The sequence below is a fragment of the Mycobacterium sp. D16R24 genome (assembly GCF_002013385.1).
In the GTDB taxonomy this organism is placed as follows: Bacteria; Actinomycetota; Actinomycetes; order Mycobacteriales; family Mycobacteriaceae; genus Mycobacterium.
The window spans coordinates 198,419-219,363 of the sequence record NZ_MAEV01000014.1; the positions used below are offsets into that span (position 1 = coordinate 198,419).

Consider the following 20,945-nt stretch of genomic DNA (forward strand, 5'->3'; position numbering starts at 1 on the left):
CCGCTCAGTATCCGGGTCAACACGGTGCACCCAGACGGGGATGCTCCTCAATCCCGGCGTCATCGCCCATCTGTGTCAGGACCCCACCGAGTAGACCTCCGACCAGGCGCGCTACATCACCTCGGTGAGCCTGCCGGTAGATTCGGGCGGCACGCAGCGATAACCCACACCGGCGGTACCGTTTCGGTATGGACGTGCTCATCTCGGCGGCCGAACTCGCCGGCCGCCTCTCCGAGGTCCGGCTACTCGACGTGCGCTGGACCGTCATGGCCCCTGACGGCCACCCGGCCTATCTAGAGGGCCACCTCCCCGGCGCAGTATTCGTCGATCTCGACGCCGACCTCGCCGACCACTCGGCGACGGCTCGCGGTCGTCATCCACTACCGACGCCCGAGGCCTTTCAGGCCAGTGCACGCCGCTGGGGCCTCAACGACGGTGACGCCGTGGTCGTCTACGACGACTGGAACGGACAGGCCGCCTCGCGGGCCTGGTGGCTGCTGCGCACCGCCGGAATTGCCGACGTCCGGATTCTCGATGGCGGCTGGGCGGCCTGGCAGCGCTTCGGCGGGCCCGTCGAGACGGGCGAGGTAGTCCCCGGGCCCGGCGAAGTCAGCATCTCTTCGCTGGACGGTTTGGCCGTCATCGATATCGCCGAGGTCGCCATCCAATCGAAGTGGGGGGACATCCAAATTCTGGACGCCCGCGCTGCTGCGCGCTATCGCGGAGACGAGGAGCCACTCGATCCGCGTGCCGGGCACATTCCGCGCGCCATCTCCGCGCCCACTGCTGAGAACCTCAATGCCGACGGCACCTTCCGATCCGCCGCCGAACTTCGTGAACGCTTTGGCGAGCTCGGCGTCGAACACAGCCCCGCCGTCACCGTGTACTGCGGGTCGGGTGTCACCGCGACACATCAGATCGCCGCCTTAGCCATCGCGGGATACGACGCCGCCCTCTACCCCGGGTCCTGGTCGGAGTGGTCGAGTGACCCGCAGCGTCCGGTGGCGACCGGACCCGATCCGAACTAACCGATCAGAGCGCCAATCCCACGGCCAGAGCAACGATCCCAAGAAGCGGGGGCACCAGCTGCTTCAGCGCGGCCGACGCCTTGTCCGGTGACGAGATCAACAGCACCAGCCCGGCGGCGACCATCGACCCCGCGCCCGTAAAGACCAGCGTCGCGCCCACCGGTGTGCAACCACGTGCCCATAGCACCGTCCCCACCGCGATAGCGATGGCAAGAAACAGGTTGTAGAAACCCTGGTTGAAGGCAAGCGGTTTGGTGATCTCGGCTTCCTCCACCGTGCGGACACCGAATACCTTCCGAGTCTTCTCACTGGTCCACGTGATCGATTCCAGATAGAAGATGTAGACGTGGATGAGCGCTGCGATTCCGGTCAGTACCAGCCCTGCGATGATCATGCTGCGAGAGCCTATCCGGCTCGCCGCTAACGCAGTGCCGACTCAAGCGTTCCCTCAGCCTGCGTCGCCTCGACGCGCGGCTGCTCGCAGATATCGGTCCGCGAGTTTATCGCCACCACCGCCGCACAGACCGTCGCCAATACCGCGCCGCCGCCGAGCAACAGAGGGTGCGTCAGCGTCGGCAGCGCACCGCTGATCACCGTCAGCATCATCGGCACCCCGAAGCCCAGATAGGTCAGCCCGTAGAAGACGGCGGTGAGGCCGGCCAGGTCCGTGAGCCCGGCGATTCGGTTGACCTCCTGCAGCCCACTGACCAGCGCTGTTCCGTACCCCGCGCCGAGCACCAGCGCGGCGATCAGGACCAACGGGATCGTGAGCCGGTATGCGGCAACGGCGGCCAGCGCCATCCCCGTGGCGACCAGTGCCAGCCCGATGATGCCAAGCCGGGCGGTGCCCGCCCGGTCAATCCTGGGCGCGAACATCTGCGCGGTGAAACCGCAGCCCAGACAGACCAGACAGCACAACGCCGAAAATGCGATGCGGTCACCCGGAAGCGTCGGCGCGATGAGGCTGGGCAGCACCGCATACGCCACCGCTGCCGATCCGAACACCCACGGCGCCAACGGCATAACAACGAGCAGGAAGCGCTGACGGCGTGCGGCGGGAATCTTGAGGTCGTCGATCAGTCGTCCCGGTGCGCGCTCGGCGGCCGATTCCGGAACCGAGAGTGCCAGCACCGCACCGGGAATCGTGATCGCAATGTTGACCAGGAAGGCCAGGTGCTGCGGCCAGGGTCCCCACTGCGCCAACGCCCCGGCCACGGCCGCACCCAGCGCGAAGCCCGCCGTGAGGCTCATCGCGCCCCGCCGGGCTCCGGTGCCGGGGCGATCGAACGGCGGTGCCGACAGTTCCTTGACCCACGAACTGCCCGCGGCCATGGCCAGGCCCAGTGCGATGCCGGACAACACACGCCCCGTGAACAGCAGCGCGAAGTGCTGCGAGCCGAGCGCGAGTACCAGGGACCCCGCCATCGAGATGAACGGCGCGGGCAGCATCACCGCACGACGGCCGTAGCGGTCCGAGAGGGGTCCGCCCAGGAACAACGCGGGAATGATGCCCAGCACGTAGGCGAACAACAGCGTGTCAACAGAGGCAGCCGACTGGCCAGCCTGCCGGTACATCACTAGCAGCGGGGTGAATTCATTACCACCCCAGGCGATTCCGAACATCGCGAGGGCCACCCGCTGCCAGGGTGCCAGCCGCGGCAACAGCCGGCTAGTCACCCTCGGTCACCACTTTCATGTGCTCGACCAGCTCGACGCTGAAGCGTGCCGCGTGGCCCACCGCAAGAGCGTCCACCAGCGCGCGGTGCCCGGCAACCGACCGTGCGACCCGCACCGGGTCCACCCCGATGGCGGCAGCCGCCATCCGGCGCTGGCGCTCGCGAAGACTGTCGTAGAAGTTCTCCAGCAGCGGGTTGCCCAGCTTGGCAACGATCGCGCGGTGGAAGTCCACATCGGCCGCGGCGAAACCCGCCGCATCGCCCTGCGCGGCACGCCCCAATTGCACATCGATGAGAGCGGACAGGTCAGACAGGAGTGCCTGCGACGCGCCCCGTTCGGCAATGCGTGCCGCCGCCGCACTCTCCACGACACGGCGCGCGTCGACGACATGCCGCCGTTCCTCGGGGGTAATGGGCACCACCAGGGCCCCGCGCTTGGGATAGAGCCTCAGCCAGCCTTCGGTTTCAAGCCGCAGGAAGGCCTCGCGTACCGGGGTGCGGCTGCATCCCATCCACGCCGAGATCTCGCCTTCGCTCAGCAGCTCACCTCCGGGGATGTCGCCGCTGAGGATGCGCTCCTTGACGCAGCGATACGCCTCTTCACTTGCGGAGATGGCTGCCGTACGACTGATAGACACAAGATGTATCTAAGCTCCCCGCCAGTGGCCCCCGCAAGCCGAAAGTCGCACCTCACAGGGTGTTCAGCGTCACGTCGACGGCTGCCGCACGGTCGCCGTCACCTCAGATTGCACACCGTCGAAGTGGCACGCACCGCTGGCCCGGAACGGCTCGGCGAGCTGCGCGGTGTATCCGGCCGGATAGTTCGGCTTGGCCGCCATACCCAGGTCGTCACTGTGAAAGCGCCGCGCCGGGTCAAAGGAGAACGTCCGCAGCAGATGGTCCCAGACCAGCGTGAACAGCCCGAAGTTGACGTCGCCGATGCCCGCCCACTTGAGGTGATGGAACCGGTGCCCCTCATTGAGCGCCAACACCACCCGCAGTCGGCCGATCCGGTAGTCGGCGTTGGAATGCTGCAGCAGCAGCTGGACCGCGATCAAGACCGTCAATGCTTCGGCGACCGCCTGCGGCAACCCCATGATGAGAAGCGGCGCCGTTCCCGCCATCAGTTCCAGCCCACCGTGCACGGGATGTTTCATCAATCCGTTGAAGCCGTAGAACCTCTTGATGCTGTGGTGCACGGCATGCAGTCGCCACAGTGCCGGCACCTTGTGGCTGGCGTAGTGCATGAGCGTGATTCCGAAATCGGCGACGGTCGCAGCGATGAGCACCTGCAACACAAAGGGGATCGACGACGGCCACCAGGCGTGGAACGGCGAGAGCAGCGCAACCGCCGGCACGGCCAGCACCGTGAGCAGCAGCGCGGTCTCGTTCACGAAGGCATGCGCGGCATCCCGCGGCGCGTCCCCCATCGACTCGTTCCACTCGGGCGAGTAGGGCGCCACCCGCTCGGCAAGGAACGACAGCCCGATCGCCACCAGAATGAGAATTGCCATCCACAGTGGTGCCCACGGCCGATGCGCCAGTGCAATCGCAACCCCGTTGATACCCAACAACATCAGCGGCACGTAGCCGTACCGCACAAACCAAATAGCCATGCAAGCAGTCTTGGTTTTTGTGTGCATGCCGCGCATGTATAGATCCGTTGACCTGTCGCCGATACTCAAAGGCATGGGCTGGACAGGCGAGGCAGTCATCGAACCCGGGAGGCTCGTCTACCGCGGGGCGCTGGGGGATACCCACCGACATACTCATGCGGCAGTGCAGATCGCCATCGCCCTGGATGGGACCCTGCAGATCACCGACGCGGCAGATCGCCGGGTCAGTAGCCCCGCCGCCGTCATTCCCGCGGGAGCGCAACACACCGTGCACGGCGGCACATCGACCGGTCTGATGATCTACCTGGAACCCACCTGCCTCGAAGGCCGCGGTCTCGGCGCACTATTCGACGACGCCTCACGCAACGACGCCGCCGCCTGGTGCGCTGCAGCATCAGAACTCATCGATATACAAGATGATTCGTCTGCGGCAGAGAACGTCATCGCCCGTCTTGTCGGCGATGCGCACGCGCCCGAACCACATGAGAGTGTCCGGGAGGCCATCCGGCTGCTGCCCGGCATACTGACCGGGCCGGTGCGGCTGGCCGAAGTGGCGCGGGTCGTACATCTCTCCGCGGACCGGCTGGGGCGCATGTTCGCCCGCGATACCGGCATGTCCTTCCCCGCGTATGTCCGCTGGGCACGACTCATCCGCACCATCGAGGTCGCGCGCACCGGAGGCACCCTGACCGATGCCGCGCACGCGGCCGGTTTCAGCGACAGTTCCCATGCCAACCGGGCGTTTCACGAGATGTTCGGCATCACCCCGGTGGAGCTGCACCGCAGTGTGCAGCTGAGCTAGCGGAGCCCGGTGCACGCGGATTTAGACGCGTGCTTCGATAACACCATGCAACGCACTATCTACACCGAGGACCACGACGCGTTCCGGGAGTCCGTAAAGGCATTCGTGCAGCGCCACGTCGAGCCGCGCGCCGAGAGCTTCATCGAGCAGCGCTACATCGACCGCGAATTGTGGTTAGAGGCGGGCAAGCAGGGCTACCTGGGGCTCGACGTGCCCGAGGAGTTCGGGGGCAGCAGCGCCGGAGACTACCGCTACAACGCGGTTCTACAGGAGGAGCTGTCCCGCTCCAGCGCCGCACTGGCCTCGTCGATGTCCATCCATTTCGACATCGTCGCCCCCTACCTGGTCGAGCTGACCACCGACGAGCAGAAGCAGCGCTGGCTGCCGAAGTTCTGTAGCGGCGAGATGATCACCGCCATCGGTATGACCGAACCGTCGGGTGGCTCCGATCTGGCTGCCCTCAAGACCACCGCGGTCAAGGACGGCGACGACTGGGTCATCAACGGCTCCAAAACGTTCATCACCAACGGCGCCCGCGCCGATCTCGTCGTCGTTGCCGCGCGCACGGCACCCGAGCTCAAGGCCAAGGGCATCACCTTGTTCGCCGTCGAAGAGGGCATGCCCGGTTTTGAGCGCGGCCGCAAGCTGGACAAGGTGGGCCAGCCCGAGGCCGATACCGCCGAACTGTTCTTCACCGATGTCCGGGTGCCCGCCGAGAACGTGATCGGCGAGGTGAACCAGGGATTCATCTCGATGATGCAGCGCCTGCCCCAGGAGCGGATGGGCTGTGCGGTCGCTAACATCGCCCACGCAGCCGCCGTGCTGGAGGAGACGATCGAGTACGCCAAGGAGCGCAAGGCGTTCGGTCAGCAGATCGGCAGCCTGCAGTACAACAAGTTCCTCATCGCCGAGCTCGTCACCAAACTCGAAGCGGCACAGGTGTATGTCGATCAAGGTGTGCTGTCGCACAGCAAGGGTGAGCTCTCGGCAATCGATGCCGCGAAGGCCAAGTGGTGGTCCTCGCAGGTGCAGAACGAGGTCATCGACGCGTGTGTGCAGCTGCACGGCGGCTACGGCTACATGAAGGAGTGCCGGGTCGCGCGGGCCTGGATGGACGCCCGCGTCACCAAGATCTGGGCAGGCTCCAACGAGATCATGAAGGAGCTCATCGGGCGCGACCTGGGCTTCTGATCCGACCCCGCCCGGGCCGCTAACGTCGAATGGGAATCTGACGAGGCGTTTGGCCGGAATTTCCTCGTGAGATTCCCACTCGGCGAAAGGGCACTATGACTGACGACGGACGCATACGAGTTCCGGCAGACCTGGACTCGGTGACGAACACCGCCGACGAGGACCACTCCGGCATCGATCCGGCCGCCGTCGAACGAATCTGGCAGGCAACCCGGTACTGGTACCAGGCCGGTATGCACCCAGCGATTCAGGTGTGTCTGCGACACAAGGGAAAGGTGATCCTCAACCGTGCCATCGGACACGGCTGGGGCAACGCTCCCACCGATCCGGCCGACGCCGAGAAGATCCCCGTCACCACCGACACGCCGTTCTGCGTGTACTCGGCCGCCAAGGCCATCTCCACGACGGTGGTCCACCTACTGGTCGAGCGCGGAGCGCTATCGCTCGATGACCGCGTCTGCGACTACTTGCCCACCTTCACCAGCCGGGGCAAGGATCGCATCACCCTTCGCCACGTGATGACGCACAGCGCGGGCATTCCGGTGCCCACCGGACCGCGGCCGGACGTCACCCGGATGGACGACAGCGAGTACACCCGCGAACAGCTCGGCCAGCTGCGCCCGCTCTACCGTCCCGGCCTGGTGCACATGTACCACGCACTGACCTGGGGACCGTTGGTGCGCGAGATCGTTCTGGGCGCCACCGGCAAGAGCATCCGCGACATACTTGCCACGGAAATCCTTGACCCCCTTGGGTTCCGATGGACCAACTACGGTGTCGCGCCGGAGGACGTGCCGCTGGTGGCACCGAGTCATCCCACCGGCAAGCCACTGCCCGCGCCCATGCGCGCGGCCTTCCGGGCGGTAGTCGGCGGCACCATGCACGAGATCATCCCGATGTCGAACCAGCCGTTCTTCCTCACCGGCGTGGTGCCATCGTCCAACACCGTCTCCACCGCAAACGAGCTGTCCCGCTTCGCCGAGATGCTGTGCCGCGGAGGGGAACTCGATGGGGTACGGATTATGTCTCCCGAAACCATCCGGGCCGCCGCGGCACCCGCCCGGCGGCTGCGCCCCGACATGGCGACCGGCGGTATGCCGATGCGCTGGGGTACCGGATACATGTTGGGCTCCAAACGATTCGGCCCATTCGGGCGCAACTCTCCGGCCGCGTTCGGGCACACCGGGTTGGTAGACATCGCCGTCTGGGCTGATCCCGCACGCGCTCTATCCGTCGGCGTGGTCAGCAGCGGCAAGCCGGGCAACCACAAGGAAGCCAAGCGCTATCCGGCGCTGCTGGACAGCATCGCCGCGGAGATTCCGCTGGTCGGTTGACCTCGCGGCGGTCAAGCGCCGCCGTGTAAACAAGGGCCGGGGAACACCCGGTCGGGGATCAGTGCACGACTGACCCTAAGAGAGACACCATGAAACTCCACCACGTACGCATACGCCAGATAGCCCTCACCAGCGCAATCAGCCTCTTCGGAGGATTAGCCGTCGTCGTAGCGGCTCCCGCCGCATTCACGGCGCCGGACTGCAGCCAAGAGAGACTGTCCGACACTGTCGGCACCACCACCTCGGCGACACGCAGCTACCTCGACAGCCACCCGGGCGCACGCGCGGTGTTCGATGCCGCCCCCCAACCAGTCCCGGCCCGAGGCTGCCGCCAACATCCGCACGTCCTTCACCGCTCATCTCACGGAGTACCACGAGTTACGCGGCATGCTGGCACCGATCGGCAACGCCCAGCGTGAATGCAATGTCACGGTGCTGCCCGCAGGCCTGGCTTCCGCCTACGACGAGTTCGTGGCCGGCTGAGCTAAAGCTCCAGTCCCAGTAGCGCATTCTCGATCAGCTCGGGGAGTGCCGGGTGTATCCAGTACTGCCCACGCGCCATCTCGCGCACCGGAATCGAGAAACTCATCGCGGTGATCAACGACTGGATAAGCGCCGATGCCTGATAGCCGACGATGTGCGCGCCCACCAGCAGACCCGTCGCGCGATCCGCGATCAGCTTGCACAGGCCCTCGGTGTCCTCCATCGCCCATCCGTACGCGATGTCCCCGTACGTCTGAACCTTCACCACCACATCGATCCCGCGCTGCCTCGCCTCGTCCTCTGACAACCCCACCGATGCCACCTGGGGGCGGCTGAACACCGCACCCGGCACGAACCGGTGATCACTGGCCGTGGTCGGCGAGTCCCACCCGGAAAGCAGATTCGCCTGCACCACCCGGGCTTCGTGATTGGCCACATGCTTGAGCAGATAGTGCGAACTCACATCGCCCAGGGCGTAGATGCCGCGCACCGGGGTGCGCTGGTACTGGTCGACGGGGACGCGTCCCCCTTCGTCGAGCGTCAATCCCGCCGCCGCCACATCCAGTTGATCACCATTGGGGGTACGTCCGGTCGCGACCAGCAGAGCATCACCCGCCACCGTTGATCCGTCCGTGAGTTCCAATTCGACTCCGCCGGTATCGATCTCACGGGCCGCCACCACCTCCCTGTTCAGCCGCACATCCCACCGGTCCGACACCACCTCGGTGAAACGCTGCGAGATCGTCTCATCCTGGGCGCGCAGCAGTCTTGGGCCGCGTGCGATCACCGTCACCACCGACCCCAAGCCATTGAATACGTGCGCCAATTCGGCGGCGATGAAGCCGCTGCCCACGATGACCACACGATCGGGCAATTCCGGCAGCCGCATGATGTCGTCATTGGTGTGGAAGGCCACGCCGCTCTCGGCGATCACTGGCGGGATGACCGGGCGCGATCCTGCGGCGATCACGACCTGCCGGGCCTCCAGGATGGTGCCGTCGGCCAATTGGAGCCGGTGAATCAGATCGCCCTCGGCATCGGCTCCCGGCGCGATGAATCGCGCCTCCTGCTGAAAGACGGTGATGTTCGGGCAGTCCTCGACGCGGTAGCGCAGCCCACCCGCCGCGATCGAGTCTATCCGGCCGAAGACACGCTCGCGGATATCGGCCCAGCGGGTCCCGCTCACCGAGCTGTCCACACCGAGCCGGGCACCGTCGCGTGCCTCATCGGCCAGGTCCGCCGGATAGACGAACATCTTGGTGGGTATGCATCCGACATTCAGGCAGGTGCCGCCATAGGCACCCCCGTACACACCGCGATCAACGATCGCGATCTTCTGATCCGCGAAACGGTCGTCGGGCAAGGAATTTCCACTGCCGGAACCGATGATGACGAGGTCGTACACCTGTTCTCCATCTGTTGAGGGCCCGCTCTCGGTGCCGAGCGTCCCCCTTACGCTGCCATATTGGCGGGCACCGTGACGGACACCCGGGTGCCCGCACCCGGCGCCGACACGATCTCGACGTTGCCGCCGGTAGCCGCGATCGGAACCGTCAGCGAGGCCAGCCCGATATGCCCGTTGGCGACCGATGAGGTGAGTTCGCGCGGATCGAAGCCCCTGCCGTCGTCCGCGACCACAAGCGTCAAAAGATTCCCGTCCCGGGTCAGCTCGACGTGAATGTTCTTGGCACGGCCGTGTTTCACGGCATTGGTCAAAAGCTCCTTGGCCGCGCGATACACCAACGGCTGCACCGGGAGACTGCCGACTTCCTGCAGTTCGGTGTTGACCTCCGCGGTCCCCCGCGCCGCGTACTGGCGCCCGAGCTCGTGGATCGCCGCCGTCAATCCCAGCTCGGCGAGCACCTGCGGATGCAGCGAGGACACCGCCCCGCGAAGCTCCGCCGCCGTCTCCCGCAGGGAGGAGTGAACCGCCCTCAATATCGGATCCGGTTGACGTTCAAGCACTTCTTCGATCTCCAGGCGCGCCGCCAGCAGGTTCTGCAACGGACCGTCGTGCAGGCGTTCGGCGACCTCGCGGTTATGCCGCTCATCGGCGCGCATCGCTTCCAGGACCAGCTGCTCGCGGGTGTGCAACAGCTGCCCCACGTGTTCGGAGCGGCGTTTGAGGACGAAGCACATTCCCGCGGTGGCAGCGGCCAACCACAGCAAGGTCGCCACCGTGACGTACTCGTCGCCGGGGATGCCGTCGATGTTGCCGCTCCTGGCGTAGAACACCAAAACACCCAAATACCCTGCAGCGGTGATGATTCCAAGGGCAGCAGTCACCGCGGGCCGCTCTTGAAAGGCCACCGAGACGGGTAACAGGAAGAACACCGGAAGCAATTCCGACGTGCCGTAACCGGAGGCCACACACAGCGCCACCACGGCGGCGATGTCGATGGCCGTGGCGGCGGGAGCCACCCACAGCGGGACATGTCCACGAACCGCGATCACCACCCAGGCGATCGCGGACACCGTGTACACCGCGATCACCCCGTAATACACACCGTCATGCCACATTTCGATGTTGGGGTTCGACCCCAACAGCACGATCAGCACGATCAGCGGCAACCGCAGCCAGGCCGAAACCCGCATGGGTTCGGCGGTGAAGTAGTCGGCTATCTGGTCCAGTCCGATCGCCACGGCTACTCCAGCAATCCACGCCGCATGGCCTCGGCCACCGCGGCGGCACGGTCGCCGACACCCAGCTTCTCGTACAACCGCTGCACATGGGTTTTCACGGTGGACGGGGCCAGGAACAGCTGCTTGGCGATGGTAGGCACGGTAAGCCCGGCGGCGATCATCCGCAGCACCTCACGTTCACGGGCGCTCAGTGCGGGGCCCGCCGGTTGGGCGCGCCTGCGGATCTCACCGGCCAGACCTGACGTCAGGCTCGCAGTCACCACGTCACGGCCCCGCGCACAGTCGAGCACCGCACTGACCAGTTCCGCGCGGGTGGACTCCTTCGACAGAAAGCCCGCGGCGCCCTCCTCCAACGCGCGATAAACGATCGCCGCATCGTCATGCGCGGATAACAAGAGCACTCGGGTGCGCAGTTCATCACGGCGCACCGCGGCCGCCACCTGCGTCCCGTCGAGCTCCGGCATGCGGTAGTCGATGAGCGCGACATCAGGCAGGTGCTGCCTGATCAGCGCGAGTGCGCCGGCGCCGTCCTCGGCCTCCGCCACCACCTCTATCTGGCCGCTGCCGGTCAGCGCCCGCACCACACCCTCACGGAAGAGCGGGTGATCGTCACCGACCACTACCCGCACGAGCTCGCCGCTCACCTGCACAAACGCAAGCTTGGCACGCCAAAACGGCACGTGTCCCCCAATTGGTGGACAACACGGTCATCCCCCTGATCGGCCACTTGCCCGACAGACTTTCCCGCCGCCAGGTCGCATCGTTGAAGTATCACCAAACAACCCGGTGATCAAACACAAAGACCAACTGGCACAGGAGAAATCATGAAGAAGTACATCATCGCCGGAACCGCCGCCGCCGCTCTTGCGCTCGCGCCCCTCGGCTTCGCCCTGGGCACCGCGTCCGCCCAGACCGACAGCTCAAACGCCCAGCAGACCGTCAGCGAGCTTCAGGCACAGGGATACAACGTGATCGTCAGCAAGTCCGGTTCCAAGGCCCTCACCCAGTGCACCGCCAGCAGTGTGCGTCCCGGACAGACCACCACTCGGTCCGATTACGGCCTGCCGAGCAACAAGCGTCCGGGCGTCTTCACCACCACCACAACCACCAAGACCATGTACGTGGATGTGACCTGCTGATTTACCGCCGGTACCGAGTGCATACCAACCTCGTCCCATTTGATGCCGATTCAGACACGGGTGGGTAACGGCCCTCGCCAACCGCGCAACGGCCATAAGAGACTGCGTATGCGACGGGTCTCATGCTGCCCGCGATGCAGAACGAACTGTCGGAGCGCTGGGGCCAGACGGCTTCTGGTGGAGGAGGAGATTCCGTGAGTGCGCCCAACGATTCCCCGGCGGACGGCTCCGAGGAGGAGATCCTCGACCGGACCGGACCCATCATCCCCATCAAGCTCGGGGCACACGCCAAACGACAGCGCGCGGAGGCAGCGGCACAGCAGCAGCCCGAATTACGGCCTCTGCCGCCGCCCGTGCAACTGCCACCCCGCGGCCCGCTGTCCATCGTGGACGCTGTGCCGCCCCACGATCCGCGCGTCGATCTCCCTCCGGCGATCGGCGACGCATTGGGCGCCCAGCTCCGCTCGGAAATGCTGCCCTCTCCGCGTCGGCCCGCTTCGGTTGGTTGGCGTAAGTGGATGTACCGCGGAAGCTTTGGCGTCATCAATCCTGGCGAGTCCCGCGAGGAGGCCGAACTTCGCGAGCTCACCGCTGTGGTGCGGACGCCGTGGCGAGGCATCCACTCGCTGGCGGTTCTGGGCGGCAATGGCGGCGTCGGCAAGACGATGATGACCGCCGCCCTCGGTTCTGTGCTGTCCGAGCTGCGCCGCAAGGACATGGTGCTGGCCACCGATGCCGATCCGGGCCAGTCGGCCAACCTGGCGTCGTGGATCGACCCGTCCGCTTCGTCCACCTTCGCCGATGTGCTGGCGCAAAACGAGCCCGAGCGCAACTTCGATCTGCGCTTCTTCGTCGGTCAGAACTCCGAGACCGGGCTGGATGTGCTTGCCGCCAACGGACATTCGGTGCGTCCCCGGGGAGAACTCAACTCCGAGGTCTACACCCAGGTCCACGATCGGCTGCAGCGGCTCTACAGCCTGCTCATCACCGATACGGGCGTTGACTTCTGGCATCCGGTGATGCCGGGCGTGCTGCGGTGCGCCAACGGTGTGGTGCTCGTGGCGGCGGCCACGCCGGTCGGCGCCGAGGGTGCGGTCCGGGCGATTGAGTGGCTCATCTCCGAGGGCTACGAGTACCTGATCCCCCGCATGGTGGTGGTGATCAACCATGTCCGTGGCTACGACAGTCGGGAAGATCGCAGGAACTCTGAGCGGCTGGTGGCGGCCATGGTCGCCCGATTCCACCGCTGGATCTCGCCGAACCACATTGTCGCCGTTCCGTATGACCCACACATCGCGACCGCGGGCCCGCTGGACATCCAGCAGCTGCAGCCGGAGACCTGGCATGGGCTACTGACGGCCGCGGCGTCGGTCTCTGCCGGCCTGGCAAGTGCCTGGAGCGTCTAGCGCAGCGCGTACCCGCCGTCGGTGTACAACGTTGAGCCGGTAGTGCCGGTGTTCAGCAGTAGGTAGACGGCGGTCTCGGCGACCTCGTCCTCCGTGACAGCCCGGCCCAGCGTGGCCGCTGCCGCAATATGTTCAAACGCCTGACGGCGCACCTCGGGCGCGCGCTGGTTCCACAGGTGCCCGTTCATGCCCGGCGCGAGCGCATTGACCCGGATCGGTGCCAGTTCCAAGGCCAACCCCCGGGCCAGGCCCTCGATCGCCGCGTTGGCCGCGACCTACGCCAGTGCGTCTCCGGCCGGACGAACGCTGGCCGCCCCCGACATCAACACCACCGAGGCGTCCGCGGCAAGCTTCGGCACAGCCGTCTTCACCATCCGGCACCGTCCCCAAAACTTCGACTCGAACGGCATTGCAGCCTCCTCGATGGACAGCTCGGAGATCGAACCGGTGACGTAGGTCGCGGCGGTGGTGAACAACCCGTGCACCCTGTCGATATCCGCGAAGAACTTGTCGATGCTCGCCTGCTCCGATGTGTCGACCAGATGCCAGCGCGCTCGCGGCCCCAGCTCGTGTGCAGCGGTGGAGAGGGTTGCGGCGGTGCGCCCGCCGAGCACGACTTCGCCGCCCGCCGCAGTCACGAACCCGGCTACACGGCGCCCGATGCCGGTTCCCCCGCCGATCAAGACGACAGTGCGTCCGGCGAAGGCAGTCTCAGACAAGAACCCGGTCACCGGTGCGAAGTTACCCAGCGAGATACATCGGGTCCCGCGTTCGGCGCCACCGGATTTGAATCGCTATTGACTTCTGCTCGCCCGGGTAGCAACAATCAGTCATATCTGCGAACAACTGTGTGCAGATATGACTGACCCCGTTTCTCAGCCCGAGGAGCTCGCGATGACCCTTGCCGACAGCCGTGTGGCCGACGCCCTCACGATGTATTTGCCCGCGCAGGAAACCCCCGGTGAAATGGTGTTACCGCTGATCGGCTCGGTGCCCCGCGAGCTTCGGGGCACCCTCTATCGCAACGGCCCGGCCGATTGGGACCACGGCGGTTTCCGCGCCGCCCACCCGTTTGACGGTGACGGACTGGTCGTGAAGTTCACGATCACCGACGGTGCGGTCCGCTTCCGCTCACGCTTCGTCGATACACCGAAACGACGCAAGGAAGCGCGCGGTCGAGGTGCGCATGTCCGCGGTGTCTACACGCAAGGAAAACACCTGTGGGACAACGCGGGACGACCGCCGGCCGATGCCGCGAACACTCATGCCGTCGTCCACGCCGACCGGCTACTGGCGCTCAGCGACGCCGGCCGGCCCTGGGAGATCGACCCGGGCGACCTGAGCACGATCGGGCCCTGCACATTCGAGGGACGGCTGCCGCGATTCTCCCGGTTCTCACCGCATCCGCGCATCGATCCGGACACCGGCGAGCTGTTCAACTTCGGGCTGGATGTCTCGCCCTCGCTGACGGGCCCCGCCCTCGCATGCCTCCGGTGTTTCCGGATTGACGCGAACGGGACACTGACCCAGATCGCCAAGGTTCCCACCGAACACATCTACATTCAGCACGACTTTGCCATCACCCCAACCTATTTGGTCTTCGCACTGGCGCCCATCACCGTCGACCCCGTGCGCGCCGCATGGGCAGGCCTGGGCCTCGCGGCCCTGGGCGACAGCGCGGACTACCGGCCCGAACAGGGCATGAGGATCGTTTTGGTCCCGCGCGACGGGGGCCCGCACCGCACCGTCGAATGTGACCCCCTGGTCTACGTCCACGTCGACAATGCCTACGAAGACCGCGGCGACGTCGTGCTGGATATCGTGCGCCATCAGGATTTCGACTTCCTCACCGCCGGGCTGAAGCAATTCCGTACCCAGGTGCCCACACTGGGCTGGCCGACACGACTGCGCATCACCCCGGCGGGAACTGTGCACATCACCGATTACCCCACCGCCCCAGCCGAGTTCCCTACCCACGACGAACGGCGCACCGGGCGCGAGCACCGCTACACCTATCTGTCCGCGCAGACCCGGGCCGACGAGAACACGATCGTCAAGCTCGATCGCGCGAACGACACCCAACGCCACCACACGTTCGAGCCCGGACTCGTCGCGGGCGAGCCTCTCTTCGTCCCGCGGTCGCACTCCTCGGATGAAGACGAAGGCTGGATACTCGCCGTCATCTACAACAGCGGTGAACACCGCACAGAACTACATATTCTCGACGCCCACGCCATCGAAGACCCAGCCCTCGCCATCGCGATCCTTCCGGGCCACCACTTTCCCGGATTCCACGGCAGTTTCACCGACAGAATCTAGAGGCGACCAGCGGGACTCTTCGTCACGCGCCCTATCCTTGTCCGAGTGTCCGAATTGTCCCGTCCCGCGTTGCGCGCGCGCCTCGACGGACTGACCATTCGTGACGCGTCTCGCCTCGGGCGCCGTCTCAAGAATCAGCGTGACTCAGACCCCGACGCCTTGGCGAAACTCGCCGAACAGTTCGTGGCCGCAGAGGCCCTGGTCGCCACCCGGACCGCCGCGATCCCCGTCATCACGTACCCGGATCTGCCCGTGAGTGCGCATCGAGAAGAACTCACCCGCGCGATCTCCGCGCATCAAGTTGTCGTCGTCGCAGGCGCGACCGGGTCGGGGAAGACCACCCAGCTTCCCAAGATATGCCTGGAGCTGGGCCGAGGAATCCGCGGCACCATCGGCCACACCCAACCGCGCCGGCTGGCGGCGCGCACCGTCGCCGAGCGCATCGCCGAGGAGCTGGGGACCCCGCTCGGTGAGACCGTGGGCTACACCGTCAGATTCACCGATCAAGCCAGCGATCGCACCCTCGTCAAGCTAATGACCGACGGCATCTTGCTCGCGGAGATCCAGCGCGACCGGCGACTGCTCCGTTACGACACACTCATCCTCGACGAAGCACACGAGCGCAGCCTCAACATCGATTTCCTGCTCGGCTATCTGCGCGAACTGCTGCCACGACGGCCCGATCTGAAGATCATCGTCACCTCGGCAACCATTGAGCCCCAGCGATTTTCGGCACATTTCGGAGGCGCACCCATCGTCGAGGTCTCCGGCCGGACCTACCCTGTCGAGATTCGGTACCGGCCATTGGAAGTCCCCGTACCCGGCAACTCCCGTACCAAAGCTGACGACGAACCCGATGACCCCGATCACGAGATCGTCCGTACCGAGATACGTGACCAGACCGAGGCCATCGCCGACGCCGTCCGTGAGCTGGAGAGCGAGCCGCCCGGGGACGTGCTGGTCTTCCTGTCCGGCGAGCGTGAGATCCGCGACACCGCCGAGACGTTGCGCGGTGCCTTTCGCAACACCGAGGTACTTCCGCTGTACGCTCGGCTGCCAACAGCCGAGCAGCACAAGGTCTTTCAGCCTCACACCGGTCGGCGCGTGGTACTGGCCACCAACGTCGCCGAAACCTCGCTGACCGTTCCCGGCATCCGGTACGTCATCGACCCCGGCACCGCACGCATCTCCCGCTACAGTCGGCGCACCAAGGTGCAGCGCCTACCCATCGAACCCATCTCGCAGGCGTCGGCCGCGCAACGGTCCGGCCGGTCGGGACGGACCGCACCCGGCGTGTGCATCCGGCTGTACTCCGAGCAGGATTTTGAGGCTCGGCCCCGCTACACCGATCCGGAGATCCTGCGGACTAACCTTGCCGCCGTCATCCTGCAGATGGCAGCCCTGCAGCTCGGCGACATCGAAAACTTCCCCTTCCTGGATCCGCCCGACAAACGCAGCATCCGCGACGGTGTGCAACTGCTGCAGGAACTGGGCGCCTTCGACACCGCCGACACCATCACCGAGCTGGGCCGCCGGCTGGCGCGCCTACCCCTCGACCCCCGCATCGGGCGGATGATTCTGCAGGCCGATGCCGAAGGCTGCGTCGAGGAGATCCTGGTGCTCGCGGCGGCCCTGTCCATTCCCGATCCGCGGGAGCGCCCGGTCGACCGCGAGGACGCCGCGCGGCAAAAACATGCGCGGTTCGCCGACGACCATTCCGACTTCAGTGCCTACCTCAACCTCTGGCGGTACATACAGGATCAACGAAGCCAGCTCTCCGGCAGTGCGTTTCGGCGTATGTGCCGAGATGAGTTTCTGCATTACCTGCGTATCCGGGAATGGCAGGATCTGGTGGGCCAGTTGCGCAGCATCGCGCGCGACCTCGGCATTCGCGAGTCGGGGGAGCAGGCCGACCCCGCCCTAGTCCATGCCGCGCTGATCGGCGGCCTGCTGTCCCACATCGGGTTACGCGACGGCGACACCCGCGACTACTCCGGCGCACGTAACACCAAGTTCGTGTTGGCGCCCGGTTCGGTGCTCACCAAGAAGCCCCCACGGTGGGTGGTCGTCGCCGACCTGGTCGAGACCAGCCGATTGTTCGGCCGCGTCGCGGCACGGATCGAACCGCAATCGGTCGAGCGAATCGCCGGGGATCTGGTGCAACGCGCCTACAGCGAGCCGCACTGGGACGCCGAGCGCGGCTCCGTGATGGCCTTCGAGCGGGTCACGCTGTACGGGCTGCCCCTGGTGCCTCGCCGCCGCGTGGGTTACGCACAGGTCGATCCGGAGCTGGCCCGCGAATTGTTCATCAGACACGCCCTCGTGGAGGGCGACTGGCAGAGCAAGCACCACTTCCTGCGAGACAACGCACGCTTGCTGGAAGAGCTGTCCGAGCTCGAGGACAAGGCCCGGCGCCGCGACCTGCTGGTGGGCGATGACGAGATCTTCGCGCTCTACGCTGCTCGTATTCCCGCCGATACGGTGTCCGCAAGGCACTTTGACGCCTGGTGGCGCAAGCAACGGCACAAGACGCCGGACCTGCTGACCTTCACCCGCAACGATCTGCTGCGCGCCGAGGATGCGGCCACCGACATGCCCGACACCTGGCGCGCGGGCGACGTGGCGCTGCCGGTGAGCTATCGATTCGAACCGGGTGCGGCCGACGACGGCGTGTCCGTGCACATCCCGGTGGAAGTTCTTGCCCGTCTTGGCGGTGATGAATTTGCCTGGCATGTACCGGCTTTGCGCGAGGAGCTGATCACCGCCCTCATCCGCTCGTTGCCCAAGGACCTGCGCCGCAACTTCGTTCCCGCACCCGATACCGCCCGCGCAGTGCTGGAAAGCCTCGAACCCGGTGCCGAACCGCTCGTATACGCACTAGGGCGCGAGCTGCATCGGCTTACCGGCATTCGCGTACCCACCGATGCGTTCGACCTGGATAAAGTGCCCCCGCACCTCCGGGTCACGTTCATCGTCGAGTCCGCCGACGGCTCCGAGGTGGCACGCGACAAGAATCTCGAAGCATTGCAACAGCAGCTCGCAGGTTCCACCCGCCAGGCCGTCGCGGCCGTGGTGGCGGGCGAATGGGAACGCCGCGGTCTACGCGGCTGGCCCGAGGATCTGGCCGAATTGCCCCGCACCGTGGAACAAGTCAGCGGCGCACACACCGTGCGCGGATACCCGGCCCTAGTGGACACGGGAGCCGCCGTGGATATCCACGTGTTCGCCACCGACTCCGAGCAGCGGGCAGCCATGTCAGTGGGCACCCGGCGCCTGCTGCGGCTGTCCATTCCGTCACCCATGAAAACCGTTGAAAGAGGCTTAGACCCGCGATCCAAGCTGATGCTCGCCTCAAATCCGGATGGCTCGCTGGCGGCACTGCTCGATGATTGCGCCGACGCAGCAGTCGATCTGCTGGCACCCGCACCGGTATGGACCCGAGCGGAGTTCAGCGCACTTCGAGACCACGCCGCCCAGAATCTGGCGGCGACTACGCTCGATATCGTGCGCCGTGCCGAGAAGGTGGTGGTGGCCTGGAGTGAGGTACAGGTGGCGCTGCCCACCAAAGCACCTGCGGTGCAAGCCGATGCGATCGCCGACATGCGCGACCAACTTGCCAGGCTGCTCGAGGGCGGGTTCGTCGCGGCCACCGGCGCGGCGCGGCTGACAGACCTGGCACGCTACGTCACCGCGATCGGGAATCGACTAGAGCGCCTACCGCAGGGTGTGGAAGCCGACCGCGAGCGCATGCAACGCGTGCACGCCGTCGAAGACACCTACGACGACCTACTGCGCGATCTGCCAGCCGGGCGCGCGGACGATCCCGACGTCAGGGACATCGCGTGGTTCATCGAAGAGCTGCGCGTGAGCCTCTGGGCCCAGCAGCTCGGCACCGCGCGCGCGGTCAGCGAGCAACGAATTCTCAAGGCCATCAACGCCGCTCGGTGAGTGGCTGGCAGCCCAGTGTCCAGGCCTCCTCGCCCAGTACGGGCGCCTCCGATCTTGGCTACGACTCCACCCGATCCCGGGAACGGGATACCAGGCTAGCGCGCCCTTTGCCTGAATCACCGAACACGCACGTCACTTCCTCACACTCCAGTAGCCCTCAAGTGCGCATCGCATCGACAATCTGGCACACTGGCAACCATGGGGATTCGATTCTTGCTGCAACAATGGTGGGCGCGATTTGCGGTCACCGCGGGTCTTGGGGCGGCGCTGTACATTCCGTTCTGGCTGCTGTACTTCGGCAATCGCGCTACCGATCCCCGCTGGCTGGCGCTCCAGGCCGGCGTCGTGGTTGTCGGCATCGCAGTCCTCGCGGTCGGCATTCAGCAACGCCCGCACCGCTACTGCACGACTGCAGTTGCCGGGCTCGACAAACACCAACGTTCGCAGGCGATCACCTCACTGTGGCGCGGCGATCCGCCCGACGATCCGGCCGTGCTAGCGGCGGCGATCCAGATGGGCAGCGTCATCCTCGAGACACGAAAGCAGATGCCCCGCTGGCTGGTTCGCCTTTGGTGGCTCCCGATCGTGTTGATGATCAGCGGAGCTTCGTTGATGCTCTACAGCGACGGCGCTCAACGAGGTCTCACCTATCTACTTCTCGTGCTCCTAGTGTCTGCACTGGTCTGCTGGAGCGAGTATCACTTCCGGCGGGTACAGCGTCAGATGCAGCGGCTCGACGCTGTGGCGGGTTCGCCTCCCGATGCCGCACCTGCGCCGCCACCTCGCTATCAGCCCCCACCGCGGTCACGTCTACTGATCGCTGCTGCCATCGTCGGGGTCATCGCCGGGGGACTCACCGTCGTCAATGGCGGCAAAAGGCCCACCGACTGCGAAACCGCCTTGAACGTGGTCGGGATCTACGTCGACGACGAGCACCGCGATCTCACCAAAAGCAATCTCATTGGGCCCGAAGGGCCTCCGCTCAGCGCCTATCAGGACTGGGCCGACCGCATGCGCGCGCACCCCACCCTGTCCGATCAGAATCTCGCGGGGCGGGTTCAGCGCCTGACCGACCTTGCCGACCAATCCGTTGACATCGTGAAACGAAGTCGTGAAACAGCCGTCGACGCCGCTGCCTATGACGCGATGGTGCAGCAGATACTCCAGGAGAGCGAAGCCATCATCAACGTCTGCAAAGCGCAGCGCTAGCGGCGCCCCCGCCGGACCTTGGTGTGATTCGCAAGAAGCCAACGCATAAGGGCTAGAGGCCCTTTGGGGTCTCTAGCCCTTATGCGTCCGCTAGTCGGCGTTTATGCGCCCCATTTGGCTCCTTCGGCCATGTCGCGGGCGTTCATGGACA

The 20,945-nt window shown here is 65.8% G+C and carries 16 protein-coding genes and 2 pseudogenes; 10 read left to right on the plus strand and 8 right to left on the minus strand.

The features are described from left to right. Window positions 1–188: 188 nt before the first annotated feature. On the plus strand, window positions 189–1,028 hold the full coding sequence (locus tag B4383_RS13510; RefSeq protein WP_078290798.1) for a sulfurtransferase: 840 nt from the start codon (window positions 189–191) through the stop codon (window positions 1,026–1,028). A 4-nt stretch (window positions 1,029–1,032) separates the two neighbouring features. Here B4383_RS13510 and B4383_RS13515 read toward each other — a convergent pair whose 3' ends face one another. The 4 genes from B4383_RS13515 to B4383_RS13530 all read right to left on the minus strand — a co-directional run bounded on the left by B4383_RS13515 (window position 1,033) and on the right by B4383_RS13530 (window position 4,320). Next, complete coding sequence (locus tag B4383_RS13515; protein WP_078290799.1) at window positions 1,033–1,422, minus strand: DUF1304 domain-containing protein; 390 nt, start codon at window positions 1,420–1,422, stop codon at window positions 1,033–1,035. A gap of 26 nt (window positions 1,423–1,448) precedes the next feature. Beyond that, a complete protein-coding gene (locus B4383_RS13520; protein ID WP_078290866.1) occupies window positions 1,449–2,651 on the minus strand; it encodes an MFS transporter in 1,203 nt (400 codons plus the stop codon). Window positions 2,652–2,697: 46 nt separating this feature from the next. Next, window positions 2,698–3,336 (minus strand): GntR family transcriptional regulator, encoded by a 639-nt coding sequence (locus B4383_RS13525; RefSeq protein ID WP_078290869.1) that lies wholly within the window; start codon window positions 3,334–3,336, stop codon window positions 2,698–2,700. Window positions 3,337–3,411: 75 nt separating this feature from the next. Then, on the minus strand, window positions 3,412–4,320 hold the full coding sequence (locus B4383_RS13530) for a sterol desaturase family protein (RefSeq protein ID WP_078290871.1): 909 nt from the start codon (window positions 4,318–4,320) through the stop codon (window positions 3,412–3,414). Between the two features lie 25 nt (window positions 4,321–4,345). Here B4383_RS13530 and B4383_RS13535 point away from each other — a divergent pair, with 25 nt between their 5' ends. From B4383_RS13535 to B4383_RS13550, 4 genes and pseudogenes are all read left to right on the plus strand, one after another. Continuing rightward, on the plus strand, window positions 4,346–5,122 hold the full coding sequence (locus B4383_RS13535; protein ID WP_078290800.1) for an AraC family transcriptional regulator: 777 nt from the start codon (window positions 4,346–4,348) through the stop codon (window positions 5,120–5,122). Between the two features lie 45 nt (window positions 5,123–5,167). Beyond that, the gene (locus tag B4383_RS13540; RefSeq protein WP_078290801.1) at window positions 5,168–6,313 is read left to right on the plus strand and encodes an acyl-CoA dehydrogenase family protein; all 1,146 of its coding nucleotides are present in this window, start codon (window positions 5,168–5,170) and stop codon (window positions 6,311–6,313) included. Window positions 6,314–6,408: 95 nt separating this feature from the next. Beyond that, entirely contained in the window at window positions 6,409–7,647 is a 1,239-nt protein-coding gene (lipE, locus tag B4383_RS13545) for a lipase LipE (RefSeq protein WP_078290802.1), read from the plus strand. A gap of 89 nt (window positions 7,648–7,736) precedes the next feature. After that, window positions 7,737–8,130 (plus strand): annotated as a pseudogene (locus B4383_RS13550) (hemophore-related protein). 1 nt (window position 8,131) lies between these two features. Here the strand turns inward: B4383_RS13550 and B4383_RS13555 are convergent. Genes B4383_RS13555 through B4383_RS13565 form a run of 3 tightly spaced genes read right to left on the minus strand, consistent with a single transcriptional unit; the run spans window position 8,132 to window position 11,402 of the window. After that, window positions 8,132–9,535, minus strand: coding sequence for a mycothione reductase (locus B4383_RS13555; RefSeq protein WP_078290803.1), 1,404 nt, complete (start codon window positions 9,533–9,535; stop codon window positions 8,132–8,134). Window positions 9,536–9,582: 47 nt separating this feature from the next. Beyond that, a complete protein-coding gene (locus tag B4383_RS13560) occupies window positions 9,583–10,725 on the minus strand; it encodes an ATP-binding protein (protein WP_078290873.1) in 1,143 nt (380 codons plus the stop codon). 50 nt (window positions 10,726–10,775) lie between these two features. Next, complete coding sequence (locus B4383_RS13565) at window positions 10,776–11,402, minus strand: response regulator transcription factor (RefSeq protein WP_078290876.1); 627 nt, start codon at window positions 11,400–11,402, stop codon at window positions 10,776–10,778. 195 nt (window positions 11,403–11,597) lie between these two features. On the opposite strand from B4383_RS13565, the gene B4383_RS13570 reads away from it, so the two are divergent. Then, on the plus strand, window positions 11,598–11,912 hold the full coding sequence (locus tag B4383_RS13570) for a hypothetical protein (RefSeq protein WP_078290804.1): 315 nt from the start codon (window positions 11,598–11,600) through the stop codon (window positions 11,910–11,912). A 134-nt stretch (window positions 11,913–12,046) separates the two neighbouring features. Next, a complete protein-coding gene (locus B4383_RS13575; protein ID WP_078290878.1) occupies window positions 12,047–13,318 on the plus strand; it encodes a MinD/ParA family protein in 1,272 nt (423 codons plus the stop codon). Here B4383_RS13575 and B4383_RS13580 read toward each other — a convergent pair. Then, window positions 13,315–14,049 (minus strand): annotated as a pseudogene (locus tag B4383_RS13580) (SDR family oxidoreductase). The gene B4383_RS13575 and the pseudogene B4383_RS13580 overlap by 4 nt on opposite strands. Before the next feature lie 127 nt (window positions 14,050–14,176). Between B4383_RS13580 and B4383_RS13585 the strand changes: the two are divergent. The 3 genes from B4383_RS13585 (at window position 14,177) to B4383_RS13595 (ending at window position 20,794) form a co-directional block, all read left to right on the plus strand. Further along, entirely contained in the window at window positions 14,177–15,637 is a 1,461-nt protein-coding gene (locus B4383_RS13585) for a carotenoid oxygenase family protein (protein WP_078290805.1), read from the plus strand. A 45-nt stretch (window positions 15,638–15,682) separates the two neighbouring features. Continuing rightward, window positions 15,683–19,585 carry an ATP-dependent RNA helicase HrpA gene (gene hrpA / locus B4383_RS13590; RefSeq protein WP_078290806.1) on the plus strand — a complete coding sequence of 1,301 codons (3,903 nt, stop codon included), beginning with the start codon at window positions 15,683–15,685 and terminating at the stop codon, window positions 19,583–19,585. A 198-nt stretch (window positions 19,586–19,783) separates the two neighbouring features. Further along, window positions 19,784–20,794: a hypothetical protein gene (locus B4383_RS13595; protein WP_078290807.1), complete on the plus strand. Its 1,011-nt coding sequence runs from the start codon at window positions 19,784–19,786 to the stop codon at window positions 20,792–20,794. Window positions 20,795–20,945: the final 151 nt, after the last annotated feature.